Origin of the sequence: Pseudomonas sp. FSL R10-0399 (genome assembly GCF_009600165.1) — a bacterium.
Lineage (GTDB): Bacteria > Pseudomonadota > Gammaproteobacteria > Pseudomonadales > Pseudomonadaceae > Aquipseudomonas > Aquipseudomonas helleri.
This window is the reverse complement of sequence record NZ_WIWK01000022.1, coordinates 18,528-43,714: the sequence shown is the minus strand read 5'-3', so window position 1 is coordinate 43,714 and position 25,187 is coordinate 18,528. Positions and strand designations below refer to the sequence as shown.

At 58.3% G+C, this 25,187-nt stretch carries 26 protein-coding genes; 16 read left to right on the top strand and 10 right to left on the bottom strand.

Translation table 11 applies throughout. The annotated features are described in order from the left end of the window. Positions 1–34 precede the first annotated feature (34 nt). Complete coding sequence (locus GHO41_RS09110) at positions 35–1,084, top strand: AI-2E family transporter (protein WP_048371588.1); 1,050 nt, start codon at positions 35–37, stop codon at positions 1,082–1,084. Here GHO41_RS09110 and GHO41_RS09105 read toward each other — a convergent pair. From GHO41_RS09105 to GHO41_RS09095, 3 genes are all read right to left on the bottom strand, one after another. Further along, entirely contained in the window at positions 1,081–1,551 is a 471-nt protein-coding gene (locus GHO41_RS09105; RefSeq protein ID WP_048371586.1) for an RNA methyltransferase, read from the bottom strand. The two genes, GHO41_RS09110 and GHO41_RS09105, sit on opposite strands and share 4 nt — an antisense overlap. Positions 1,552–1,635: 84 nt before the next feature. Continuing rightward, the gene (locus tag GHO41_RS09100; RefSeq protein ID WP_048386174.1) at positions 1,636–2,010 is read right to left on the bottom strand and encodes a YajD family HNH nuclease; all 375 of its coding nucleotides are present in this window, start codon (positions 2,008–2,010) and stop codon (positions 1,636–1,638) included. Positions 2,011–2,061: 51 nt separating this feature from the next. Further along, positions 2,062–2,748, bottom strand: coding sequence for a spermidine synthase (locus tag GHO41_RS09095; protein ID WP_048371582.1), 687 nt, complete (start codon positions 2,746–2,748; stop codon positions 2,062–2,064). Between the two features lie 82 nt (positions 2,749–2,830). Here GHO41_RS09095 and GHO41_RS09090 point away from each other — a divergent pair, with 82 nt between their 5' ends. Further along, positions 2,831–3,127 (top strand): hypothetical protein, encoded by a 297-nt coding sequence (locus GHO41_RS09090; RefSeq protein WP_048371580.1) that lies wholly within the window; start codon positions 2,831–2,833, stop codon positions 3,125–3,127. A gap of 75 nt (positions 3,128–3,202) precedes the next feature. Here GHO41_RS09090 and GHO41_RS09085 read toward each other — a convergent pair whose 3' ends face one another. Continuing rightward, the gene (locus GHO41_RS09085) at positions 3,203–5,248 is read right to left on the bottom strand and encodes a S9 family peptidase (RefSeq protein ID WP_048371578.1); all 2,046 of its coding nucleotides are present in this window, start codon (positions 5,246–5,248) and stop codon (positions 3,203–3,205) included. Between the two features lie 100 nt (positions 5,249–5,348). Here GHO41_RS09085 and GHO41_RS09080 point away from each other — a divergent pair, with 100 nt between their 5' ends. The 6 genes from GHO41_RS09080 to GHO41_RS09055 all read left to right on the top strand — a co-directional run bounded on the left by GHO41_RS09080 (position 5,349) and on the right by GHO41_RS09055 (position 9,754). Continuing rightward, positions 5,349–5,843: a hypothetical protein gene (locus GHO41_RS09080; RefSeq protein ID WP_048371644.1), complete on the top strand. Its 495-nt coding sequence runs from the start codon at positions 5,349–5,351 to the stop codon at positions 5,841–5,843. A 36-nt stretch (positions 5,844–5,879) separates the two neighbouring features. Then, entirely contained in the window at positions 5,880–6,656 is a 777-nt protein-coding gene (locus tag GHO41_RS09075) for a class II glutamine amidotransferase (RefSeq protein ID WP_048371577.1), read from the top strand. A gap of 11 nt (positions 6,657–6,667) precedes the next feature. After that, complete coding sequence (locus GHO41_RS09070) at positions 6,668–7,201, top strand: DUF2937 family protein (RefSeq protein WP_048371575.1); 534 nt, start codon at positions 6,668–6,670, stop codon at positions 7,199–7,201. A gap of 185 nt (positions 7,202–7,386) precedes the next feature. Further along, entirely contained in the window at positions 7,387–8,139 is a 753-nt protein-coding gene (locus GHO41_RS09065; RefSeq protein ID WP_323370811.1) for a 5-oxoprolinase subunit PxpA, read from the top strand. Then, positions 8,136–8,840: an allophanate hydrolase subunit 1 gene (locus tag GHO41_RS09060; RefSeq protein WP_153329291.1), complete on the top strand. Its 705-nt coding sequence runs from the start codon at positions 8,136–8,138 to the stop codon at positions 8,838–8,840. The genes GHO41_RS09065 and GHO41_RS09060 overlap by 4 nt, the downstream gene beginning before the upstream one ends. Next, positions 8,837–9,754 carry a biotin-dependent carboxyltransferase family protein gene (locus GHO41_RS09055; protein WP_153329293.1) on the top strand — a complete coding sequence of 306 codons (918 nt, stop codon included), beginning with the start codon at positions 8,837–8,839 and terminating at the stop codon, positions 9,752–9,754. The genes GHO41_RS09060 and GHO41_RS09055 overlap by 4 nt, the downstream gene beginning before the upstream one ends. A 90-nt stretch (positions 9,755–9,844) precedes the next feature. Here the strand turns inward: GHO41_RS09055 and GHO41_RS09050 are convergent, their stop codons facing one another. Together GHO41_RS09050 and GHO41_RS09045 are read right to left on the bottom strand one after the other, a co-directional pair. Then, positions 9,845–11,023, bottom strand: coding sequence for a VWA domain-containing protein (locus tag GHO41_RS09050; RefSeq protein ID WP_048386160.1), 1,179 nt, complete (start codon positions 11,021–11,023; stop codon positions 9,845–9,847). Positions 11,024–11,044: 21 nt separating this feature from the next. Beyond that, positions 11,045–11,890 carry a MoxR family ATPase gene (locus GHO41_RS09045; protein ID WP_123751986.1) on the bottom strand — a complete coding sequence of 282 codons (846 nt, stop codon included), beginning with the start codon at positions 11,888–11,890 and terminating at the stop codon, positions 11,045–11,047. Between the two features lie 198 nt (positions 11,891–12,088). Here GHO41_RS09045 and cysK point away from each other — a divergent pair, with 198 nt between their 5' ends. After that, positions 12,089–13,063: a cysteine synthase A gene (gene cysK / locus GHO41_RS09040; protein ID WP_048371564.1), complete on the top strand. Its 975-nt coding sequence runs from the start codon at positions 12,089–12,091 to the stop codon at positions 13,061–13,063. Between the two features lie 250 nt (positions 13,064–13,313). Continuing rightward, on the top strand, positions 13,314–14,252 hold the full coding sequence (locus tag GHO41_RS09035) for an aspartyl/asparaginyl beta-hydroxylase domain-containing protein (protein WP_048371563.1): 939 nt from the start codon (positions 13,314–13,316) through the stop codon (positions 14,250–14,252). A gap of 59 nt (positions 14,253–14,311) precedes the next feature. On the opposite strand, the gene GHO41_RS30070 is transcribed toward GHO41_RS09035, so the two are convergent. Further along, positions 14,312–14,467, bottom strand: a complete 156-nt coding sequence (locus tag GHO41_RS30070; protein WP_153329295.1) for a hypothetical protein — start codon at positions 14,465–14,467, stop codon at positions 14,312–14,314. A 48-nt stretch (positions 14,468–14,515) separates the two neighbouring features. Then, entirely contained in the window at positions 14,516–15,034 is a 519-nt protein-coding gene (locus tag GHO41_RS09030) for a hypothetical protein (RefSeq protein ID WP_153329296.1), read from the bottom strand. Between the two features lie 161 nt (positions 15,035–15,195). Here GHO41_RS09030 and GHO41_RS09025 point away from each other — a divergent pair, with 161 nt between their 5' ends. Then, positions 15,196–15,360, top strand: coding sequence for a hypothetical protein (locus GHO41_RS09025; RefSeq protein WP_153433396.1), 165 nt, complete (start codon positions 15,196–15,198; stop codon positions 15,358–15,360). A 93-nt stretch (positions 15,361–15,453) separates the two neighbouring features. Beyond that, positions 15,454–16,320, top strand: coding sequence for a DMT family transporter (locus GHO41_RS09020; RefSeq protein WP_153433395.1), 867 nt, complete (start codon positions 15,454–15,456; stop codon positions 16,318–16,320). Between the two features lie 74 nt (positions 16,321–16,394). Here GHO41_RS09020 and GHO41_RS09015 read toward each other — a convergent pair whose 3' ends face one another. After that, positions 16,395–17,261, bottom strand: coding sequence for a DMT family transporter (locus GHO41_RS09015; RefSeq protein ID WP_153329334.1), 867 nt, complete (start codon positions 17,259–17,261; stop codon positions 16,395–16,397). Between the two features lie 171 nt (positions 17,262–17,432). Here GHO41_RS09015 and hrpA point away from each other — a divergent pair, with 171 nt between their 5' ends. From hrpA to GHO41_RS08995, 4 genes are all read left to right on the top strand, one after another. Then, on the top strand, positions 17,433–21,344 hold the full coding sequence (hrpA, locus tag GHO41_RS09010) for an ATP-dependent RNA helicase HrpA (RefSeq protein ID WP_153433394.1): 3,912 nt from the start codon (positions 17,433–17,435) through the stop codon (positions 21,342–21,344). Between the two features lie 132 nt (positions 21,345–21,476). Next, positions 21,477–22,598, top strand: coding sequence for a beta-ketoacyl-ACP synthase III (locus tag GHO41_RS09005; protein ID WP_178110053.1), 1,122 nt, complete (start codon positions 21,477–21,479; stop codon positions 22,596–22,598). A gap of 138 nt (positions 22,599–22,736) precedes the next feature. Beyond that, positions 22,737–23,348, top strand: coding sequence for an RNA polymerase sigma factor (locus GHO41_RS09000; protein WP_153329304.1), 612 nt, complete (start codon positions 22,737–22,739; stop codon positions 23,346–23,348). Next, complete coding sequence (locus tag GHO41_RS08995; protein ID WP_153329306.1) at positions 23,342–23,575, top strand: anti-sigma factor; 234 nt, start codon at positions 23,342–23,344, stop codon at positions 23,573–23,575. The genes GHO41_RS09000 and GHO41_RS08995 overlap by 7 nt, the downstream gene beginning before the upstream one ends. A gap of 113 nt (positions 23,576–23,688) precedes the next feature. Here the strand turns inward: GHO41_RS08995 and GHO41_RS08990 are convergent, their stop codons facing one another. Then, positions 23,689–24,981 (bottom strand): putative porin, encoded by a 1,293-nt coding sequence (locus GHO41_RS08990; protein WP_048371551.1) that lies wholly within the window; start codon positions 24,979–24,981, stop codon positions 23,689–23,691. Between the last annotated feature and the right edge of the window lie 206 nt (positions 24,982–25,187).

Genomic DNA, 25,187 nt, shown 5'->3' with positions numbered 1-25,187 from the left:
TCTATTCGAAACCTCAATTGTCTGCGGAACCTACATGCTCAATAACGATCGCCTGTTGGTGCAGATCCTGCTCGTGGTGCTGTTCGGCGCCAGCCTGTGGGTGATGGCACCGTTTTGGTCGGCTTTGTTCTGGGGGGCGGTGCTGGCATTCGCCAGTTGGCCCTTGATGCGTCTCTTAACGCGCTGGCTCAACGGTCGCGAGACATTGGCCGCCAGCATCCTGACCGTTGGCTGGATGCTGCTGGTGGCCGGGCCGCTGGTGTGGCTGGGCTTTAACCTGGCAGACCACGTGCGTGACGCCACCACCTTTGTCAAAGATGTACAGCTTGAAGGCTTGCCCGAAGCGCCGACCTGGCTTGCTGGCATTCCGCTGGTCGGTGAGCGGCTGGTCGGCATGTGGAACACCATCGATCAGCAAGGCGCGGCCATGATCGTGGCGGTCAAACCTTACCTGGGGCAGGTGGGTAACTGGCTGCTGGCGCGCAGTGCGCAAATCGGCGGCGGGATTCTTGAGCTGACCCTGAGCATTGTCTTCGTGTTCTTTTTCTACCGGGACGGCCCGCGCCTGGCGATGTTCGTCCATAGCCTGCTGGTGCGGCTGATCGGCGAGCGCGCAGATTACTATCAGGAATTGGTGGCAGGCACCGTGCAGCGGGTGGTTAACGGGGTGATTGGTACGGCAGCAGCCCAGGCCTTGCTGGCGCTGATCGGCTTTTTGATCGCCGGTGTGCCGGGGGCGCTGGTGCTCGGTTTGGCCACCTTCCTGCTTAGCCTGATCCCCATGGGCCCGCCCTTGGTCTGGATCCCGGCCACCGCCTGGCTGGCCTGGAAAGGCGAGTATGGCATGGCGATTTTCCTGGGCATCTGGGGCACGCTGATCATCAGCGGTGTCGACAACGTGCTCAAACCCTACCTGATCAGCCGGGGCGGCAACTTGCCGCTGGTGATAGTATTGCTGGGGGTGTTTGGCGGGTTGATTGCTTTCGGCTTTATTGGCCTGTTTATCGGGCCGACCTTGCTGGCGATTGCTTACAGCCTGCTGGTCGATTGGAGCACCGGCCAGCAGTACGGTAAAAAACCTTAGCCAAATTTGGGGCCGGAACGCGTGTTCTTGCCCTTGGCCAAGCGGTCGTACAACACCACATTGACCGTGGCTGCAAGGTTCATGCAGCCATTGGTCGGGATGTAAATCACATCCTCACACCAGTCCAGCACCTCTTTATCCAGCGAACCGTCTTCGGGGCCAAAGATGTAAATCGCCCGGTCCGGGTGCGTGTACTCGGGCAAAGAGCGCGCGCCCTCGACCAGTTCAACGGCGACCGGGATGCAGCCCAACGGGATGATTTTTTTGAGGTCGTCGATGCCAATCAGCGGAATATCCTGATGGATCTTCTTGGTATCGGTGATGAAGTCGCGGGCGCGCTCATAACGTTTGCCGGTGTAAAACACCGAAGCCACGTTGTAGCAACCAGCAGCACGCATCACCGAGCCGACGTTTTCCGGTGATTTGGGGTTATACAAACCAATGCAGCTGTACCGTTTGTCTGCCACGTGCCGGTGCCTTTCTGAAAAAAGACGCGAGTATACCAGCACATGGCCCGCCCACCGGCCCCAACACCCGGCGACAAGAAACCCTTACTCGTCTTTTTTCATCAAGCCGGCCAGCGCCGCAAACGGGTTATGAGTGGCCTTGGCAACTTTAGGGGTGCTGAGTGAGCTGTCCGAAAAGTACTGCTGGTCGGTGTAGCGCGAGTGTTCGTTGTCGTGGCAGTACAAGCACAGCAGCTCCCAGTTGGAGCCGTCCTGCGGGTTGTTGTCATGGTTGTGGTCGCGGTGATGAACCGTCAACTCGCTCAGGCGCTTGCCAGAGAACTCACGGGTGCAGCGGCCGCACACGTGGGGGTACATTTTCAGGGCTTTGTCGCGATAGCCCATTTCACGGTCACGCTGGGCATCGGCCAGGATGCGGTCCAGCTTGGCGGTGTGGGAGGGTGGGTTTGCTGAACTCATGGGGTTCACCTTAAGACGAATGACGGTTATGTCGTGAAGTTTAGCTGTTGATCAGCCTTTGATTTTTTCCGCAATCCAGATCGTGTGGCGCGTGCCCTTGTTGCCGTGGGCGAAGACTTGTACTTCCTCGGATTTAAAGCCTGCTTTGCGCAGCTTGTCCGAAAACTGCTTGTCTGCGCTTGCCGACCAGACGGCCAGCACGCCTTTGGGGCGCAATGCCTTGGCGCAGGCGCTCAAGCCACCGGCTGAGTACAGCCAACTGTTGGCTTTTTGGGTCAGGCCTTCGGGGCCGTTATCGACGTCGAGCATGATCGCGTCAAAGCCATTGGGTTCGGCTTGCAGCACCTTGGCCACGTCCTCGACACGAATCACCGCACGCGGGTCCTGCAAGGGGTTGCCGGCTTTCTCGCCGAGCGGGCCGCGGTTCCATTCCACAACGCCCGGCACCAGTTCCGCGACCACCACTTCGGCAGTCTTGCCCAAATGTTTGAGGGCCGCAGCCAGGGTGAAGCCCATGCCCAGGCCGCCAATCAGCACCCGTGAGTTCGTGCGACCGGCCACTTTACGGCACGGGATCTCAGCCAAAGCATCTTCAGAACCATGCATGCGGGTGTTCATCAACTGGCCGCCGTCACCCCCCTGGATCTTGATAACGAAGTCTTCACCATACTCAAACAGGCACAAGGCGCCGCCATTTTCGGGGATCGGGGTGGTGTCGAGCAAAACAAAACGTTTCATGGAAGTCTCATAGAAGAGGACAAAATCAGCTGGTTGCGAGTAGCCTGACGGCATACAAGCTGGTCTGGCAACGGAGTCATTGATGAAACGCACTATTCTAACGGCCATTGTGTGGGGCGCGCTCTCGATAAGTGCGGCTCAGGCAGCGGAGTTAACCCCCATTCCGAGTGTCCCGGTGACATCCGCACCGGGTTCGCCGGGCACTGCTACACCTACGCCATACCCGCAGGTCACCCCACGTGCAGCGCCCAAGCCTGCCCCCGGCAACAGCAGCCTTGTGCCGCTGCCGCCGATAGACCTGCCGCAGCCACCGCCCAAAGATCAGCCGATACCCGGGCTTGAAGCCAAAGACCCGAAAGCCAAGATCCCGGCGGACTGACCGCCGTAGTCGCTGCCGCAGGCTGCGAAGGGTTGCAGCGCAACCCGTTGCTTGCAGGCCGACAACCGCAAAGGCTTAAATCCCCAACACCTTAAACACAAACGCATACTCCAGCGCGACGTCGCGCAGGCCCTGATAGCGGCCGCTCATGCCGCCATGGCCGGCTTCCAGCTCAGTTTTAAGCAGTAGCAAATGGTCGTCGGTCTTGGTGGCGCGCAGCTTGGCCACCCATTTGGCCGCCTCCCAATACTGCACACGGCTGTCGTTGTACCCGGCGATCACCAGCATCGCCGGGTACGCCTGCGCCGCCACATTCTCATAAGGCGCGTAGGCCTTGATGCGGTCGTAGACCTCAGGCTCCTGCGGGTTTCCCCACTCGTCGTATTCGGTCACCGTCAGCGGCAAATCCGGGTCGAGCATGGTGTTGAGCACATCAACAAACGGCACTTCAGCAATCGCCGCCTTGAACAGTTCCGGACGTTGATTGAGCACTGCCCCTATCAACAGGCCGCCCGCGCTGCCGCCACTGATCACCAATTGCTCGCTGCGGGTCAGCCCTTGGTCGATCAAATGCTCGGCACAAGCAATAAAATCGCTAAATGTGTTGTGTTTATGCTCCTGCTTGCCCGCGCGATACCACGCCTCGCCCAGCTCGCCGCCGCCGCGCACATGGGCAATGGCAAACGCCACGCCGCGTTCAAGCAAACTCAGGCGTGCGTGGGAAAACCACGGGTCAAGGCTTTCGCCATAGGCGCCGTAACCATACAGATACAGCGGTGTCGGTTTGCCCAGCGCATCACGCTTTACCACCAGGCTAATGGGCACCTGGGTGCCATCCGGCGCAGTGGCCCACAAACGTTGGCTGACGTAGTCATCGGCATTGAACGGCCCGAGTACCGGCGTTTCCTTGAGGACCTTTTGTTCGCCATCGGTCAGCGTCAGCTGGCGGACTTGCGCCGGGCGATTCAGCGACTCGTAACGCAGGCGGATGTGCGCACCCTGGAACTCAAGGTTGTCTTGCACATACAGGCTGTAGGCTGCGTCTGGTAGTTGCACGCGGTATGACGGCAAACCGTTCGGACGGATCTCAATAATCGGTAGGCCGCCTTCGCGCAGGCTCAGGCACAGCGCCTTGGCGTTCAGCGTCAGGCCTTCAAGCATGACCTGGTCGTCATGGGCGATCAGGCGTTGCCACTCACTGCGCTGCGGGGCGTCACCCAGCGCGTAATACAGCGCAAAGTTAATCCCGTCCTGATTGGTGCGGATAAACCACGCCCACTGGTCTTCGTGCAGGCCATGATCGACGCTGTAATCGTGGCCTTCAACCCGTGGCGCCAAACAGCGAAATGCCTGTTGCGGCTGCTCGGCGTCCAGCACCCAGGTTTCACTGGTGGTTTTGCTGTTGAGCAACAGGATGAGTTGGCGTTCGGAACTTGAACGGTAGCAATGCAGGAAAAATCGCCCGTCCGCTTCATGAAACACCTCATGGGCCCCGGTTTCACCCAAGGTATGACGCCACAGTTTGTGCGGGCGATGAGTGTCGTCCAGCGTTGCAAAAAACAGGGTCTGGCTGTCATTGGCCCAGGTCATGCTGCCATCGCAGTCCTCAAAGGGCAGTTCAGTGACGGCGCCAATGGCCAGCTCTTTGACGAACAGGCGGTAGGTTTCTTCGCCGCTGGTGTCCAGGCTATAGGCCAGTCGCTGATGGTCCGGGCTGATACTGAACGCACCCAATGAAATAAACCCGCCATTGGCCAGGGCGTTCGGGTCCAGCAGCAACTGCTCGGCGTTTTCGTCGACCTGTTGGCTGTCATCGGCCGGGCGCGGGCAGCGGTAGTGGCGGGCGTATTCGTCACCGGCCTGGGTGCGGGTGTAATACAGATACGGGCCCCAAGGGGAGGGGAGCGACAAATCTGTCTCGCGAATCCGTCCCTTGATCTCTTGAAACAGCGTTTCGCGCAATTCGGCCTGGTCGGCCAGTTGCGCTTCCTGGTAGTTGTTTTCCGCTATCAGGTAGTCCAAAACCTCTTTGCTATCGCGATTTTGTAACCATGCGTAGGGGTCAGAACCCTCGACCTTATGTGCGATTGGTGCGCTGTTTGCGTAGGCTGATTCGGTCATTGAGCGTTCTCTGAAATCTGAATGAATAGAAGTGACGCTGACGGCGGTGCAGCCGCACTCTCGAAAAGCCGTTATCATAGCGCTTCATTGCCTGCCGACCATGGATACCATGACCGAGAACGACTATCTGATCGCCTGGGGCTTATACGCCTTCGCCGCTTTAGGCTGCCTGCTCGTATGGTGCCGCCTGACCCGCTTTATGTGGCGCTGGTTACGTGAGCCATTACGCATCCTGATGGCGGTGCTGCTGTTCAGCCCGACCATTATTGACCCGGTCAAAGATCAATTCGCCCCGGCGGTGGCCATCTCGGCCCTGGACCTGGCGTTCAAGGTGGGTGACAACGTCTGGCGTGCTGCGTCTGACTTGTTGATGTACACCCTGTTTGCGTTTTGCCTGTACGCGGTGTTTGTGTTTATTCGCTGGCCAATCGAGCGTGCCCGCAAGGCGCGTCAGGCGCAAAGCGCAGTTGCTGAGCAAAACCGCAAAATTGACCCGGAAGATGACCAGCCATTCGGCTCGGCCGGTGATGACCGTTACGGTCGTCCGCCTGCGCCGCGTCCGGCAGGCTCGAACCGGGTTGAACCGCGGGTCTGATTTCTTTTCGTTGAGCTTGAATGCGAGTGTGCGAGCGTGTGTGAATTATTGGGCATGAGCGCCAATGTCCCGACTGATATTGTGTTCAGTTTTACCGGCTTGATGCAGCGTGGCGGGCGTACCGGCCCGCATCGTGATGGCTGGGGTATTGCCTTTTATGAAGGTCGCGGTCTGCGTTTGTTCCAGGACCCGGCCGCCAGTTGCGACTCTGAAGTCGCGTTGCTGGTGCAGCGTTATCCGATCAAAAGCGAAGTGGTGATTGGTCATATCCGCCAGGCCAACGTCGGCAAAGTCTGCTTGTCCAACACCCACCCGTTTGTCCGCGAGTTATGGGGCCGTAACTGGTGCTTTGCACACAACGGCCAATTGGCTGACTTCTCACCGAGCGCCAGCTTCTACCGGCCGATTGGCGACACCGACAGCGAAGCGGCTTTCTGCGATTTGCTCAACCGCGTGCGTGAAGCGTTTCCGGAGCCGGTTGAAGTCGAAGAGCTGATCCCGGTGCTGACCCAGGCCTGCGCAGAATTTCGCAGCAAAGGCGTGTTCAACTGCATGCTCAGTGATGGCGATTGGCTGTTTTGCTACTGCTCAACCAAACTGGTGCACATCACTCGACGCGCACCGTTTGGCCCAGCCAGATTGAAAGATGTCGACGTGATCGTCGACTTCCAGTCAGAAACAACGCCTAACGACGTGGTGACCGTGATCGCCACCGAGCCTTTGACCGAGAACGAAGTCTGGACGCGCTATGAGCCTGGCCACTGGAGCCTTTGGCGCCGCGGTGAGCGCATCAGCCACGGAAAAACTGATTAAGGGACGCGTGTATGTGGCTGAGCTACCTGCGGTTGGTGCTGTTTACGCTGGGCCTGTTACTGGGCGTGCAAGTGCCGGGCTTTATCAACGACTACGCCAACCGCGTGGAAGCGCACCTGATCGAAGCCCAGACCGGGCTGGCCGGTTTCCAGAACACCGCCAACCAATTCTTCAAAGGTGACCTGCACGCCCTGGTGGCGCATTACCAGGCCAGTGACGACCCGGTGTTTCGCAGCGATGCCACCAGCCTGAGCACCTTGCTCAACCGTCAGCGCCTGCTCGACGACCAGTTCCAGGCCATGCAAGGCCCCTGGTACATCCGCGCCCTTCAAGTGGCCTATGCGGCCGACCCGGACATCCGCCAGGAAACGCTCAACGCCTACACCTACCAGGTACTGCTGTCGCCCACCGCCATTGGCTGGGCAATGGCCGGTGCATTGCTGTTTTCCTTCATCATCGAAGGCTTCTTCCGGCTGGTGGACTGGGTCGTGCTGGGCGGCAAACGCCAGCGCGAACGTATCGCCCGCCGCGAACGCAACAGCTAAACCCCGTCCCCCGCTGTTGGAGCGAGCTAGCCTCGCGATCTTTTGATGTTTAAAAAATCGCGAGGCAGCATCAAGCCATCAACTTTTCTTATCCCCATACCCTGCTTTTATTAGTTGGACTAACCGCCTGTTGCTGTCGAAAAATGCCTGCACCTAATTTCTAAAAAGACCACAGGAGCATCACCGTGAGCCGCCTGTTATTGAACTGCGACATTGGCGAAAGCTTTGGCAACTGGACCCTGGGCCTGGATGCCGAGGTGATGCCATTTATTGATTGCGCAAACATCGCATGCGGCTTTCACGCCGGTGATCCGGGCATCATGCGCAAAACTGTGGGCCTGGCGCTGGCGAACAATGTGCTGATCGGCGCGCACCCGGCGTATCAAGACCTGGCGGGCTTCGGTCGGCGCTCCATGGCCCTCTCGGCGCAAGAGCTGCAAGACCTGCTGCATTATCAGATCGGCGCACTGGATGGCATCTGCCGCGCCCAGGGCTCGCGCGTCAGCTACGTCAAACCCCATGGCGCGATGTACAACGACATGATGGCCAACCCCGCGCAGTTGCGCGCCGTGGTTCAGGCGGTCGCCGCCTACGATGTCAGCTTGCCGCTGATGCTGATGGCCACGCGTGACAACAGCGCGGCCCAGGCCATTGGCGATGAGTTTGGTCTGACCCTGTGGTTCGAAGCCTTTGCCGACCGTGCCTACGACAGCGCCGGGCACTTGGTCTCGCGCCAGTTACCCGGCGCCGTGCACCATCAAGCAGATGTCATCGTTCAGCAAGCGCTGACGATTGCCGCAGGCCAGCCCCTGACGGCCAGCGACGGCAGCGCCTTGCACCTGCACGCCACGACCTTGTGTGTACACGGCGACAACGCCAGCTCGGTGGCGGCCGTGCGGCGCATTCGTGAAGCCCTGAACCAGCAGGCGCAGCCATGAAGCCGCGGATTGAAGTCGTGGCCATCGACTGCCTGATGCTGCGTCTGTTCGATGAAATCGCGGAAAGCAACATGCCGTGGATGCTGGCGGCCAGCGAGCGACTGCGCGCTGTATTTGCCGACCATCTGATAGACCTGGTGCCGTCCTACACCACCTTGATGGTGCATTACGACGGCCTGGCGCTGACCCCGGCCGAGGCCCGGGCGTTGATCGACCTGGCCATCACGGAGCTGCGTCCCGAAACGCAACGCCTTGGCCAGCGCCATGTGCTGCCGGTGTGGTACGACCTCAGTGTCGGCCCGGAACTTTCGCTGCTGGCCGCGCGCATTGGCTGCCCCGTGAGTGAGGTGATTCGCCGCCACAGCGAGCGTGAATATCAAGTGTTCGCCTTGGGCTTCGCCCCCGGTTTCGCCTTTATGGGGCTGGTCGAAGAAGCCCTTGCCGCGCCACGCCTGAACACACCGCGCAAGCGTGTGGCCGCAGGCAGCGTGGGCATTGCCGAGCAGCAAACGGCGGCTTACCCGGCGCAATCGCCCGGTGGCTGGAACCTTATCGGCCGCACCCCGAGCGCTCTGTTTGATCGCAATCGAGAGGGCTACAGCTTGATGCAGCCCGGCGATACCGTGCAATTCGAGGCTGTTTCCCACGCAGAATTCATCCGGTTAGGCGGTGACGACACACCTCAGGAGGCTTTTGCATGAGCCGTTTACTGATCAAGGCCAGCAACCCGATGTGTCTGTTGCAAGATGCCGGGCGTTTTGGTGTACGGCATTTGGGCGTGACTCAAGGCGGAGCCGCAGACTGGTTGTCGATGACGTGGGCCAACTGGCTACTGGGTAACGCACCAGGCGCGGCGGTCATTGAGATCAACTTGGGCGGCATGAGCCTGATTGCCCAGAGCGATTGCACCCTGGCGCTGGCGGGCGCCGATCTGGCGGCAAGCGTCGACGGTAAAGCACTGAAGCCCTGGCGGTGTATCGAGTTGAAAAAAGGCCAGACCCTGAGCTTTACCCAGCCACTGTTGGGCGCTCGTGCCTATCTGGCAGCTCCCGGCGGGTTTGTCGCGCCGCAGGTACTGGGCAGCAGTGCAACGGTAGTCCGTGAGCAACTGGGTGGCCCCGATGGTTTCGGTCGTGCGTTGGCCATTGGCGATGAGCTGAATTACACCGCCGAGCCGTCTGCGCTACGTGAAATTCCCCTCGCGCAACAGCCCGGCTTTACCGCCAACCCTTTGTTGGATGTGGTGCTGGGCGCGCAGATCGGCGCGTTTAGTGGGCAAAGCACGTTCGATGCCTTCAATCAGCCGTGGACCCTCGACAGCCGCGCAGACCGCATGGGTATCCGCCTGCAGGGCCCGGCGCTGGAGTATCAGGGTGCGCCGATGATCTCTGAAGGCATTCCGCTGGGCGCCATCCAGGTACCGCCCGATGGCCAGCCGATCGTCTTGCTCAATGACCGGCAGACCATTGGCGGTTACCCGCGCCTGGGGGCATTAACCCCGTTGGCGCTGGCGCGATTGGCACAATGTGTGCCGGGGGAGACCGTCTACTTGCGGCCCGTCACCCAAGAGGCCGCACAGCGCCAGCACCAGGCTTTTATGCAACGCTTCATCTAACCCCGAACCCGTAGGAGCGAGCTTGCCTCGCGATCTTTTGATCTTTTAAAAAGATCGCGAGGCAAGCTCGCTCCTACAAAAAAAACGGGATTACTTAGCCAAAAACCGCATCCCTTCTTCCAGCCCGTCCAGGGTCAGCGGGTACATGCGATCTTCAACCAGGTCCTGCACAATCCCGGTCGATGCCGTGTATTTCCAGGTGTCTTTCGGATACGGGTTAATCCAGATCAGCTTTTTATATTTCTCCATAAAACGCTGCATCCACTTGTAGCCCGGCTCTTCGTTCCAGTGCTCGACACTGCCCCCGGCATGGGTGATTTCATACGGGCCCATCGCTGCGTCACCGATAAAAATCACTTTGTAATCGGCGCCGTAGGTGTTGAGCACATCCTGTGTGGCGATACGTTCGACGTGGCGGCGCTGGTTGTTTTTCCACATCGACTCGTAAATGAAGTTGTGGAAGTAGTAGTACTCCAGATGCTTGAACTCGGTCTTGCAGGCCGAGAACAACTCCTCGCAGGTTTTTACGTGGGAATCCATCGAGCCGCCAATATCAAACAGCAACAACAGCTTGATGTTGTTGCGCCGCTCGGGCCGCATCTGGATATTCAACAACCCGGCATCGCGGGCCGTGTGGTCGATGGTGCCGTCGATATCCAGTTCATCGGCGGCGCCCTGGCGGGCAAACTTGCGCAGGCGACGCAACGCTACCTTGATATTGCGGGTGCCCAACTCGACTTGATCATCGAGGTTCTTGTATTCACGCTGTTCCCAGACTTTCGCCGCCTTGCCCTGACGCGCCCCGGCATCGCCTACTCGAATCCCTTCGGGGTGATAACCGCCCGAGCCAAACGGGCTGGTGCCGCCGGTGCCGATCCACTTATTGCCACCGGCATGGCGTTCCTTTTGTTCCTCAAGGCGCTGTTTGAACGCCTCGATCAACTTGTCCAGGCCGCCCAGCGACTGCAATTGCGCACGGTCTTCGTCACTCAGCGAGCGTTCAAACTCTTTGCGCAACCAGTCCTCAGGGATCAGCGCCTCAAGGTGTTCATTGAGGTTTTGCAGGCCGTTGAAATAGGCGCCGAAGGCACGGTCAAACTTGTCAAAATGGCGCTCGTCCTTCACCAGGATCGTACGCGCCAAGTAGTAAAACTCGTCCATGTCGGCGAATGTCACACGGTTTTTCAGCGCGTTGATCAAGTCCAGCAGTTCGCGCACCGAAACCGGCACCTTGGCCGCACGCATTTCATTGAACAGATTAAGCAGCATGCTTATCGCCTTCTTGAAAAATCAGCGATTGCCGCGACGGCTCATAAACGCCAGACGCTCCAGCAACTGCACGTCCTGCTCGTTTTTCACCAGCGCGCCGGCCAGTGGCGGGATCGCTTTGGTCGGGTCGCGTTCACGCAACACCGCTTCGCCAATGTTGTCGGCCATCAGCAGTTTGAGCCAATCCACCAACTCGGACGTCGACGGTTTTTTCTTCAGTCCGGGTACTTTTCGGACATCGAAGAACACGTCCAGCGCTTCACTGACCAGCTCTTTCTTGATATCCGGGAAGTGCACGTCGACGATCTTCTGCAGCGTGGTGCGATCCGGGAAGTTGATGTAGTGGAAGAAGCAGCGGCGCAGGAACGCATCCGGCAGTTCTTTTTCGTTGTTGGAGGTAATGATGATGATCGGGCGGACCTTGGCCTTGATGGTTTCATCGATCTCGTAAACGTAGAACTCCATCTTGTCGAGTTCTTGCAGCAGGTCGTTGGGGAACTCGATGTCGGCCTTGTCGATTTCGTCGATCAGCAGGATGACCCGCTCTTCGGCCTCAAAGGCTTCCCATAATTTGCCTTTTTTAAGGTAGTTGCGCACATCGTGCACTTTGTCCACGCCCAGTTGCGAATCGCGCAAGCGGCTTACGGCGTCGTACTCATACAGGCCTTGATGGGCCTTGGTGGTGGACTTGATGTGCCAGGTAATCAGCTTGCAGCCAAAGGATTCGGCCAACTGCTCGGCGAGCATGGTCTTGCCGGTGCCGGGTTCGCCCTTGACCAGCAGCGGGCGCTCCAGGGTGATCGCTGCGTTGACCGCCAGTTTCAGGTCATCAGTGGCCACGTAGGCGCGGGTGCCTTCAAACTTCATCTGCAATTCCTCAAACCATGATCCAGGCCTGCAAGGGCAGGGCGGGGGACAAAAAAGTATGTCCGACTATAACGCGACGTCCGCCTCAGGTGAACGCAGACGCCTTATTCAGTCTCTGACTGAGGCGTCACGACTGGACGCGATGAACCGTGAAGCCTACCCTTGGGGCCTTCCCAAAAGGTGCATAAGGACCCCGCCATGAGCCGCATTTTTGCAGATAACGCGCACTCCATCGGTAACACACCTCTTATTCAGATCAACAAAATTGCGCCGCGTGGCGTGACCATTCTGGCCAAGATTGAAGGGCGTAACCCTGGCTATTCGGTGAAATGCCGGATTGGCGCCAACATGATCTGGGACGCCGAGAGCCGTGGCGTGCTCAAGCCGGGCATGACCATTATTGAGCCAACTTCCGGCAACACCGGGATCGGTCTGGCCTTCGTGGCTGCTGCACGGGGTTACAAATTGGTGTTGACCATGCCGTCTTCGATGAGCCTTGAACGGCGCAAAGTGCTCAAGGCGCTGGGGGCTGAGCTGATACTCACCGAGCCGGCCAAGGGCATGAAGGGCGCCATTGATAAAGCTGCTGAAATTCAGGCCAGCAACCCTGAGCAGTACTTTATGCCGCAGCAATTTGATAACCCGGCCAACCCGGCGATCCACGAAAAAACCACCGGCCCGGAAATCTGGAACGATACAGACGGCGATGTGGATGTGCTGGTCGCGGGCGTGGGCACCGGCGGCACCATTACCGGCGTATCGCGTTACATCAAACACACCCAGGGCAAGCCGATTCTGTCGGTCGCCGTTGAGCCGATCACGTCGCCGGTGATCACCCAAGCGCTGGCCGGGGAGGAGATCAAGCCCTCGCCGCATAAAATTCAGGGCATTGGCGCAGGTTTTGTGCCGAAAAACCTCGACCTGTCGATTCTCGACAAAGTTGAGTTGGTTGGCGACGACGAGTCCAAGGCCATGGCTCTGCGCCTGATGCATGATGAAGGCATCTTGAGCGGGATTTCCGGCGGTGCAGCCATGGCCGTGGCCGCACGCCTGGCTGAAACCCCGGAAATGCAGGGCAAGACCATCGTCGTGATCCTGCCGGACTCGGGCGAGCGCTACCTGTCGAGCTTCTTGTTCAGCGACCTGTTCAGCGAACAGGAATTGCAGCAGTAAGACCGAAGGTCCTGTGGGAGCGGGCTTGCTCGCGATAGCCGCAATCGCGAGCAAGCCCGCTCCCACCCGTTACTGATGACTCAAATCAAACGATCTAAACGCCTGCTTATGCATAATTACGCTGTTATTGCGTAGTACTTAAGACTGAATGTTGGAATGCGCGGGTTTTGTCCTGCGTCGGTAGTGTTTATCATGGCGGGCTGCCACGGCGGGCTTTTGGTGCCGCACGGTATTTTCGAGGAGTTGTTGCATGACCTTATCCTTCGCCATCAAGGCAGGGCTCATACTGCTGTTTGTCGGCAGCATCCTGTACGTGCATTTGCGCGGCAAGGCGCGTTTGCCGGTGTTGCGCCAGTTCGTCAACCACTCCGCATTCTTTGCGCCCTACAACGCGCTGATGTACTTATTCTCGGGCGTGCCGTCCAAGCCTTATCTGGACCGCAGCAAATTCCCCGAGCTGGACGTACTCAAAGACAACTGGCAAGCCATTCGTGAAGAAGCCATGCACTTGTTCGACGAAGGCTATATCCGCGCCGCCGAGAAGAACAACGACGCCGGCTTTGGCTCATTCTTCAAAAAAGGCTGGAAGCGTTTTTACCTCAAGTGGTACGACAAGCCGCTGCCATCGGCCGAACTGCTGTGCCCTAAAACCGTAGAGCTGGTCAACAGCATCCCCAACGTCAAGGGCGCGATGTTTGCTTTGTTGCCGGGCGGCAGCCACCTCAACCCGCACCGCGATCCGTTCGCAGGTTCCTTGCGCTACCACCTGGGTCTGTCGACGCCTAACTCCGACGCGTGCCGCATCTTCGTTGATGGCGAGGAATACGCCTGGCGCGATGGTGAAGACGTGATGTTCGACGAGACCTACGTGCACTGGGTGAAAAACGAAACCGACATCACCCGCGTGATCCTGTTTTGCGACGTCGAGCGCCCGTTGACCAGCCGCCTCATGACCCGCATCAATCGTTGGGTCAGTGCGCAACTGGGCAAAGCCACCGCCCCGCAAAACCTCGACGACGAACGCGTAGGCGGCATCAACAAAGCCTACGCCTGGAGCAAAAGCTTCAGTGACCGCTTCAGCGGCGTAGTCAAACAATGGAAACGCCGCAACCCCAAGCTATACCGCATCGCCCGCCCGGTGCTGGCCGTGATCGTGCTGGTACTGCTGTGGCGTTGGTTGTTCGGTTGATTTGAGGCGCGCAATAAAAAACCGCTCTAGATGAGCGGTTTTTTATTGGAGAAATTAAATTAGCGGCCCGCTAAAACACCTGTTGGCTCATTGGCTTTGCTGCCGTTCAACGCAACCTGTAGAAAGCGCTGCTGATGATTTGAAGCAGTAGCCCCCTCTGATTTTCCGTCGGGCCGTGTTTTTAGTGGAGACGGTGTCGGGTTGATTGCTTGCATATTGCCACCGTTTTGGTTGTTTATTGATCAGCGAGATCGATACTAGTCCTAATCCAAGCGTACGACAAGGCGGCTAAATGCATCGAATTGAAACCCCAGGTCGCGATATACCGGTAGCGCACCTTGTGCTGGCTCTTGAATTTCCAGCCATTCGCTGCCGATGAGTCTTGCATACTGTTCAACGGCAATCATAGTCAATGCGGCTATGCGGTTTTTCAGAGGGTGATGGCTGTCAGGTTTGCCTTCGAGTCTGACGATTTTGGTTCGCAGTCGACTTTGATTCGGGTTAGCGAAACAGAGCCCGCACAATTCTGCTCCAGACCATATTGAAAGGTCCAACGACCACGGCTCCCTAGCTTTCCACTCTGGAATTTTCTCCCAGGAAAAATGGACGTTATCGCCCCATTCGACGAGCGCAGCGAGCGCTTCGCTATCAATGGGCTCAAATCTGACTATGCATAGAGCACCATCCTTGGTGACATTTGACTCTGCCAGAATTGAGTGCGCGATGGCTCTGGCCTGTGATTTCAATAATTGATGCTTGAGCCGGATTCTAGGTTTGGGCATAGGTTTTGCTGAATTCTGGGAGTCGATGCGGAGTGCACTGTTGTACTGGACACCGACGTGTTTTAAATCTGTTCAGTCATTGCAATAAGTGTCGAGCGCTGGTTATAGTCAGCGCTCGTTGAGCCAATGGCTCATACCACTCTCTTCAAAAGAATCAGCACATGCCGGTTTCCCTTACTCACAGCGTTGTCGTTCCAGCAGTCTTTGCTGGCGTGGTGCCGTGCGGGGGCAAACAGCCTGTGCAGATCAGCCACTATCCCCCTCCTGTCAGCCGCACCGTGGTGAACGTCGTTGTTTCGCCACCGGGTGTTGGTGTTGCGGGCTGAGCTGAGCTTTCGGCTGCCCGTACCCGTCTAAAAAACCATTGAACTTCAGCTTCGGCTGAGTTGGCTTTTTATGTCTGATGACAGGTGTTACCCATGTTTTCGATTTCTAAAGAGTCCGCGTTTGCGGCGGCGTCCACGAGCCTGTTTGTTCTGCTGTGGAGCAGCGGCGCGATTTTCTCCAAGTGGGGTTTGGCCCATGCTTCGCCCTTTGCCTTTCTGTTGATTCGTTTTGCCATCGCTCTGCTGGCACTGGTGCTGTTGATCCCGTCGATGAAACTGCAGATGCCACGCGGCGCCAAAGCCATTGGTTACGCACTGGCCACCGGGACGGTGCTGCTGGGCGCGTATCAGATTTTTTATCTGCTGGCGCTGGACCTCAAGGTCACGCCCGGCGTCATGGCCACGGTGATGGGTGTGCAGCCGATCCTGACGGCGGTGATTCTGGAGCGTCGTCACTCTTTTAGCCGTTCGTTGGGGCTCATGCTGGGGCTGACTGGCTTGATTCTGGTGGTGTACCAAAACATTGGTCTGGCCGGTTTGTCCTGGGGTGGAATGCTCTGTGCGTTGTTGGCGTTGGCGAGCATGACGGCGGGCACTTTGATGCAAAAACGCATTACCCAGAACCCGCTGGGTACATTGCCGTTGCAATACTTGGCCGGGTTGCTGTTGTGCGCGGTGTTTGTGCCGTTTCAACCGTTCCACTTTGAACACGGCGCAGGCTTTGTGGTGCCGGTGTTGTGGATGGGCTTGGTGGTGTCGGTGCTGGCGACCTTGCTGTTGTACCGGATGATCGCCCGGGGCAATCTGGTGAACGTCACCAGCCTTTTCTACCTGGTACCTGCGGTCACAGCAGTCATGGACTACCTGATCTTTGGCAACAAACTGGCCTTGCTGAGTGTGCTCGGCATGGCCTTGATCATCATCGGACTGGTCTTCGTGTTCCGTAAAACTACCCGTTAACCCGCATCGCCCTGTAGGAGCGAGCTTGCTCGCGATCTTTTGATCTTTTAAAAGATCGCGAGGCAAGCTCGCTCCTACAGGGCATTTTTATTGGGCTTGAGCACCAGCCATAACGCTGCGGCGATCAGCAGCCCGCCGTACAGGTGCGCGATTGACAGCGGTTCGCCCAGAAACAAGGCGCCCCACAAGATCCCGAAGGGCGGGGTCATAAAGGTCACGGTCATGGATTTGACCGGGCCGATGTTGGTCAGCAAACGGAAGAACAAGATGTAGGCAAAGGCTGTGCACACCAGCCCAAGCCCCAACAGCGACAACCATACCCGTGCACCGCCCCAATCGGCTGGTGGTTGATTGAGCAGGCTCAGACCAAACAACGGCAGCAGAAACAAGGTCGCCCCGAGCATGCTGCCCATGGCCGAAAGGCGCGGGTCAAGCCCGCCTTGTTGGTCCAGCCAGCGGCGCGCCAAAAAGCCCGCAAAGCCATAGCAGATCGTCGCCAGCAGGCAGGCAAGGGCGCCCATCAGCAAATTCAGGTCGAAGGCCACCGGCCCGGCACCGGTCAACACGCCGACGCCAAATAACCCGAGAAATACCCCGGCCAGCTTGGTGAGGGTGAGTTGTTCGCTGAAAAACAGTCCGCCAATCAATACGCCCATCAGCGGCGTGGTCGCATTAAAGATGGCCGAATACCCCGCAGGCAGTACTTGCGCCGCAACCGAATACAACGTGGCGGGCAACCCGGAGTTGATCACACCCAGGATCAACACCACCTTCAACTTGCCGCCGAAGTTCCAGCTGACGCGCATCAGCACCAACATCACCAGCAAGCCGGTAGCGGCAATCGAAACCCTGAAAAATGCGGTGGGAATAGAGCCGAGCACTGGCGCGATGATTCGCATAAACAGGAAACTGGCGCCCCAAATGCCGGCCAGCGACAGCATGCGTACAAAATCTGCGAATCTCACAAGGTATCTCTTACAAAGATTAAGCCGCGCAGTGTAGGGGATGCAGCCTGCAAGGCAATGGTTGCGCGCAATTCCTACAGATTCGTGCATAACCGCTTAAATCTGCGACAATCGCCGCCTGCCTTTACCAAGACTTTTGCGCACCTGATGACTGACGAATCGCCTGCTATCAACCAACTGTTGAAAAACCTTGATCACGCCATGATTGCTGACCGCCACAAGCTGCGGCGGCAGTTGCATGAGCTGCGCAAGAAGCCTGATGACGCCAAACTGGCGGCCTGGGCCGAGCGTGTGCAGGCCTCGTGCGCGCAGGTGACTGCGCGGGCGGTCAGCGTGCCGTTGATTCGCTATGACGAAAATCTGCCGATTGCCGCCAAGCGTGACGAGATCAAGGCGGCGTTGCTCAAGCATCAGGTGTTGATCCTGGCCGGTGAAACCGGTTCGGGTAAAACCACTCAGTTGCCGAAAATCTGCCTCGAAATTGGCCGCGGCCAGCATGGGTTGATCGGTCACACCCAGCCTCGCCGGATTGCTGCGCGCAGCGTTGCCAGCCGGGTTGCTGAAGAACTGGGTACGCCGCTGGGGGCGCTGGTCGGCTATCAAGTGCGGTTTGAGGACCAGAGTGACTCCAACACCCTGATCAAGCTGATGACCGACGGCATATTGCTGGCCGAAACTCAGCACGACCGTTACCTCGAGCGCTATGACACGATCATCGTCGACGAAGCCCATGAGCGCAGTCTGAACATCGACTTTTTGCTCGGCTATCTGAAGATCCTGCTGCCACGGCGCCCGGACCTCAAAGTCATCATCACCTCGGCCACCATCGATCTGGAGCGTTTTTCCAAACACTTCAACGATGCGCCGATTGTTGAAGTGTCCGGCCGTACCTTCCCGGTCGAAACCTGGTATCGCCCGCTGACCTCCGAGCAGGACGAAGAGGGCAACAGTGTCGAGGAGGACTTGAGTGTCGACCAGGCGATCATCGCCACCCTCGATGAAATCGCCGCCCATGAGCGCAGCGAGCGTAAAAGCCCCGGCGACGTGCTGGTGTTTTTGCCCGGCGAGCGCGAGATCCGCGATGCCGCCGAGATGCTGCGCAAGGCGCAACTCAAGCACACCGAAATTCTGCCTTTGTATGCGCGCCTGTCTCCGGCCGAGCAACAACTGATATTCCAGTCGCATCCGGGGCGTCGCGTGGTGCTGGCGACCAACGTTGCAGAAACCTCGTTGACCGTTCCGGGCATCCGCTATGTGATTGACAGCGGCACCGCGCGCATCAGCCGTTACAGCTATCGGGCCAAGGTGCAGCGCCTGCCTATCGAAGCTATTTCCCAGGCCAGTGCCAACCAGCGTAAAGGCCGCTGCGGTCGGGTCGAGCCGGGGATCTGCGTGCGCCTGTACGCCGAGGAAGATTTCAACGGTCGCCCGGAATTTACCGACCCCGAGATTCTGCGGACCAACCTTGCAGCCGTTATCTTGCAGATGCTGCACCTGCGTCTGGGCGAAATTACCGCGTTTCCGTTTATCGAGCCGCCGGATGGCAAGGCCATTACCGACGGTTTCAACCTGCTGCAAGAGCTGTCAGCGGTTAACCGCGAGAACCAGCTGACACCGCTGGGCCGCCAGTTGGCGCGCTTGCCGGTGGACCCGCGCATGGGCCGCATGTTGCTTGAAGCCGCCAAGCTGGGCAGCTTGCAGGAAGTGTTGATCGTCGCCAGTGCCATGTCGGTGCAAGACCCGCGTGAGCGCCCGCCCGAGCGTCAGCAGGCTGCGGATCAGGCCCACGCGCAATGGAAGGATGTGGACTCGGACTTTGCCGCGCTGATCAATGTGTGGCGCGGCTTTGAAGAGCAACGCCAGGCCTTGACCGCGAGCCCGCTGCGCAATTGGTGCCGCAAGAACTTCCTGAATTACCTGCGGCTGCGCGAGTGGCGCGATTCGCACCGCCAATTGAGTTTGATCTGCCGCGACATGCAGCTCAGCGTCAATAAAGAGCCGGCCGACTATCCAAAACTGCACAAAGCGGTGTTGTCCGGTTTGCTCAGCCAGATCGGGCAGAAAACTGAAGACGGCGATTACTTGGGCGCGCGTCAGCGTCGCTTCTGGATCCACCCGTCGTCGGGCCTGGGCAAAAAACGCCCGCAATGGCTGATGACTGCCGAGCTGGTCGAAACCACCAAGCTCTATGCGCGAATGGTGGCCAAGATTGAACCTGACTGGATCGAGCCGCTGGCGGGGCACTTGATCAAAAAGAATTACTTTGAGCCGCATTGGGAAAAGAAACGCGGGCAAGTGGTGGCCTACGAGCAGATCACTCTGTACGGCTTGATTGTGGTCGGTCGGCGCGCGGTGCATTACGGCCCGATTGATCCGGTGCTGTCACGTGAGTTGTTTATCCGAGAAGGGCTGGTGCGCGGCGAGATTCAGTCGCGGGCCAAGTGCCTGAGCGCCAACGCCAAACTGCTCGAACAGCTCGATGAGCTGGAAGCCAAGGCGCGGCGGCGTGACATTCTGGCTGACGAAGAAACCCTCTATGCGTTTTACGACGCACGTCTGCCGGCCGAGATTCACCAGACCGCGACGTTTGACAGTTGGTACCGGGTCAATAGCCAAAAAGACCCGCAGTTGCTGATCATGCGCGAAGAGGACGTGCTGGCTCGCGAAGCCACCGAAATCACTGCCAAGCACTACCCGAACACCCTGCACTTGGGGGATTTGACCCTCGAATTGAGTTACCACTTTGAACCCAATCACCCGCGTGACGGGGTGACGGTTAAAGTGCCGGCGCCCTTGTTGCCGGTCTTGCCGCCAGAGCGCCTGGAGTGGCTGGTGCCGGGCATGATCGAAGCCAAATGCATTGCCCTGGTGCGCAGTTTGCCCAAGGCCTTGCGCAAAAACTTCGTCCCGGTGCCGGACTTCGTCAAAGCCGCGCTGCAACGCATGACCTTTGCTGAAGGTTCGCTGCCGCAGGCATTGGGCCGTGAACTGTTGCGCATGACCGGCGCACGGGTGACTGACGAAGCGTGGGCCGAAGCCGCGCAGCAGGTTGAGAGTCATCTGAAGATGAACCTCGAAATTGTCGATGGCGACGGTAAGTTCCTGGGTGAAGGTCGTGACCTTGCCGAACTGACGGCACGCTTTGCACAAGCCAGTCAGGCTGCTTTGGCGGTGCCGCAAACAGCCAAAAGCCAGCAGCCTGTCGAAGCCAAAGTCTTTGCGCCTGTGGCCGAGAAAACCCAGCAAAAGATCGCCGGGCTGTCGATGACCGTCTACCCGGCGCTGGTGGAAGAGGGCAATACCGTCAAGGAAGGGCGCTTCTCAACGCCTGCCGAGGCTGAGTATCAGCACCGCCGGGCCTTGCAGCGTTTGCTGATGCAGCAGTTGGCTGAACCTGCCAAGTTCTTGCGCAGCAAGTTGCCGGGCCAGACCGAACTGGGCCTGTTGTACCGCGAGCTGGGCAGAGTCGAGAGCCTGGTCGAAGACATCCTGTTGGCCAGCCTCGACAGCTGCATCCTTGAGGGCGAAGCGACGTTGCCGCGTGATGGTGCGGGGCTGGCGTCGTTGGCCGAGCGCAAGCGCGGTGCCTTGACCGAGCACGCAGAGAAGCTGGCCAAACTGACGCTGGACATTCTCAAGCTGTGGCACAGGCTGCAAAAGCGCTTCAAAGGCAAGATTGATCTGGCCCAGGCGGTGGCCCTGAATGACATCAAGCAGCAACTGAGCCATTTGGTGTATCCGGGCTTTGTGCGCGAAACCCCGGGGCAGTGGCTCAAAGAGCTGCCGCGCTACCTCAAGGCCATTGAAATGCGCCTGGAAAAACTGCCGGGTCAGGTGCAGAAAGACCGGGTCTGGAGTGCTGAGCTGGCAGGTTTGTGGGCCCAGTACCAGGCGCGTGCTGCCAAGCATGCTCAGGAAGGCAAGCGCGACCCGCAACTGGAGTTCTATCGCTGGTGGCTAGAGGAATATCGCGTGTCGCTGTTTGGCCAGCAACTGGGCACCAAAGTGCCGATTTCGGATAAGCGGTTGAGCAAGCAATGGAGTCTGGTGGACGCTTAAGCTCGATCCTGCCGGATGAGGTGTTTTCATAATTCGGCAAATCAGGCCAAATGTTGCCATTTATGGCAAACTTCGCGGCTATAACTACCTGACACGATTATTTTCGGCTTGAACAGAATAAGAGGAACGACCGTGTATAACGTCGTCATCAGCGGCACCGGCCTGTATACCCCGGCCAACAGCATTTCCAACGAAGAGTTGGTGCAGTCCTTCAACGCGTATGTGCAACAGTTCAACGCCGACAACGCTGACGCTATCGAGGCCGGTGACATCGAGCCTCTGGCCGAGTCCAGCGCTGCCTTTATCGAAAAAGCTTCAGGTATCAAAAGCCGCTTTGTGATGGACAAGGACGGCATCCTTGACCCGCAACGTATGCGCCCGCGTTTGCCTGAGCGTTCCAACGACGAGATGTCCGTGCTCTGCGAAATGGCCGTCGGTGCCGCCAGGCAAGCGCTGGAGCGGGCCGGCAAGACTGCCGCAGATATCGACGGCGTGATCGTGGCCTGCTCAAACCTGCAGCGCCCGTACCCGGCCATCGCCATCGAAGTGCAACAGGCGTTGGGCATTCAGGGTTTCGGTTTTGACATGAACGTGGCGTGCTCGTCAGCGACCTTCGGTCTGCAGACGGCCAGCAACAGCGTGCAACTGGGTCAGGCTCGCGCGGTGCTGCTTGTAAGCCCGGAAGTGTGCACCGGTCACTTGAACTTCCGTGACCGCGACAGCCACTTTATTTTTGGCGATGCGGCCACCGCCATTGTGGTTGAGCGCGCTGATCTGGCGACTTCCAGTCATCAATTCGACATCGTCAGCACCAAACTGCTGACCACCTTCTCGAACAATATCCGCAACAACTTTGGCTTCCTCAACCGTGCTTCGGACGAAAACCCCGACAGCCCGGACAAGCTGTTCGTGCAGGAAGGCCGCAAGGTATTCCGTGATGTCTGCCCGATGGTGGCGGAGCTGATCGGCCAGCACCTGGAAGAAAACAAAGTCGAAGTGGCGGACGTCAAACGCTTCTGGCTGCACCAGGCCAACCTGAGCATGAACCACCTGATCGTCAAGCGCCTGCTGGGCCGCGAAGCGTCGGTTGAAGAAGCGCCGGTGATCCTTGATACCTACGCCAACACCAGTTCTGCCGGTTCCGTGATTGCCTTCCACACTTACCAGGATGATCTGGCCAGTGGTTCGCTGGCGGTACTCAGCTCGTTCGGTGCCGGCTACTCGATAGGCAGCGTGATCCTGCGCAAACGCTGATCCACGCTCAAAGCCACATCCTGTGGGAGCGGGCTTGCTCGCGATTCAGGCAGCTCGGTTTGTCTTGAGCACCGCGTTGTTTGCATCGCGAGCAAGCCCGCTCCCACCAGGGTGGTTGATTCTGCCCCGGGAGCGTTAATGGCTGCTGCTGACGACTCTGAAATACTCCAGCGCCTGCTCGCCGGTGAGCAACAGGCTTTTCGGCAGTTGGTCAGTACCTACCAAGGGGCCATGCTCGCCGTGGCTTATGCGATTGTCGGCAGTCGGCATGCCGATGAAGTCGTTCAGGACGCCTGGTTGTCAGTGGTGCGCAACCTGCGCGGGTTCGAAGGCCGTTCCAGCCTCAAAACCTGGCTGTTGACCATCACCGCCAATGCCGCCAAAACCCGCCTTAAACACAATCGCCGCGAAGTCTTGCTCGACGACCTGCCGTCACCCCACGGTACGGTTGATGATGAGCGTTTTGCCAGCGATGGTCACTGGTTGTTGGGGCCTTATGCCTGGCACCAAGACACCCCGGAAGCGCTGCTTACGGAACAAGAGTTGCGTGAATGCCTTGAGCGCACGCTGCTCAGTCTGCCGCAACTGCAAAGCTCGGTGCTGCTATTGCGTGAACGCCAGGGGCTGGAGTTGGAACAGATTTGTAATCTTCTCGACATATCGCTCTCTAATGCCCGAGTGCTGGTGCATCGTGCCCGGCTTAAAGTCTTTGCGACCGTGGAGCATTTCGAGGAGACCGGCGAATGTTGAGCTGCAAGCAATACGTTGCGCGATCAAGTGACCACATGGACCGGCAGTTGAGTGTTCGTGAGCGTCTGCAGATGCGCCATCATTTGCTGTTTTGCCCCAATTGCCGGCGCTTTATCCGGCAAATGCGCTTGATGAGTGCCACGTTGAAGGCGCTGCCCGAACCGCAGCCCAATGACCTGGACGCGACGGTTGAACGTATGCTGAGCGAGCAGTCGCGTCAGCGGTAGGGCGCAAGCGCGAATGCCGTCGGGGATGTGATGGGGACCGACGGCATTCGCGCACTGCGGGTTAACACAAGCCGGTGAAAGCGTTCAGCGGCTTGTTTGTTGCGTGAAACGGTTTAGAACTTGGCTTCTACGTCCAGTTGCAGCGTGTTGGTGCTGGCATCTTTCTGGGTGGAGGTTGCGTAGTCAGCCTTGGTCAGGAAGTACGTCACGCCGACACCAAAGTTCTTGTCGATTTCGTAACCCACTTTGAACTTGTGACCGCGAGAGCCGGTAGTGCCGTTGGCGAAGTCAGAGTCAGTGAAGGCGCCGACCACAGCGTTACGCTGAACGTCGCGGTAGTTGTAGTCCAGGCTGAAGGCGTTGAGCTTGCTCTTGAAACCCACCAACCAGGCGTCGTCCTGATCGCTGTCGGTCTCGGAGTTGTGCACGTATTGGCCGTACAACGACAGCGGAACCGGCAGGTTGGCGATGTCGACCTGACCGAAGCCTTCCCACAGGCGGAACTCGCTGGTGCTGTTGCCGTTAACGGCCAGGGCGCACGGCGTGGTCTTGGTGCCGGTGGTTGGGCAGCGGCTGTCTTCGTCGTTGTGGAAGCCGTAAACGCTACCACCCAGGGTCACTTTCAGGCTGTCGGTCGGTGCGAAACGTGCACCCAACTGGCCGGCATACATGCTCAAGTCATTTTTGAACTGCACGCCATCGCCGTTCACGTTGTCTTTGAGGGTGTAGTAGCCGGTGCTGCCGAACACTTCGACGCCGCTGCTGCCCAGGTTGGTTTTGTAGGAGGCAGACACACCTTCAGGGTTGATGTCGCTATCCCAGATCACGTCGCCCATGCTGACCCACTGTTGTGGCATCTTGCCGCCCACCAGGTGCAGGTTTTTGATCGCTGTCGGGTGATAGTCAACGTAAGCCATGTCCAGCCACAGCTGCTTCTTGTCGAAGTAGTTGTCCAGGTCCTGGTTGGTGGAGCGTGCGTCGTCGCTGCCGCCGGTGGCGATACGGATGCCGGTGTTCACTTGCGGGTTGATTTCGGTGTAAGCACCCAGGCGAGCACGAATACGTTGGCGGTCACGGTTTTTGCCATCGGATTCGCCATCAATTTTGACGGTTTCCTGACGGACCCGAACATCGCCCTTGAATTCGGTTTTGGCAGCCCAGGCCACTTTTTGTTCGAAAGCGCTGAGGTCAGATTTTTTAACCTGGTCTGCAGCGGCTTCTTGTTGAGCTTGTTTCTCGCTGGTCAACTCGGTTTGCAGTTCGGCGTACTGCGCCGCAGAAATAGAGCCGTTTGCCTTGAGCATTTCCAGTAGTTTTGCATCAACGCCAGCGCTTGCTGGAACACTCATGCCTAATACCAGCCCGCCACACAGTCCCGCCGCAATCCGTGTAGAAACAAGACGCATATGAATCTCCCAGTAGTGAGATGGACGTTGCCACCCCAAAAACACTCGGCCCTTATGGGCTCGCTAATATGATGTTTACGTGGGTTGATAAGCGCTCACTCATAACCCCGACTTCTAAGAAGCGGCGCCAGTATCACGATTGGATATGACAGAAAAGTGGCACAGTGATAGCAACTCTGTGACAACGCACTCTCGAGCTGAATCGA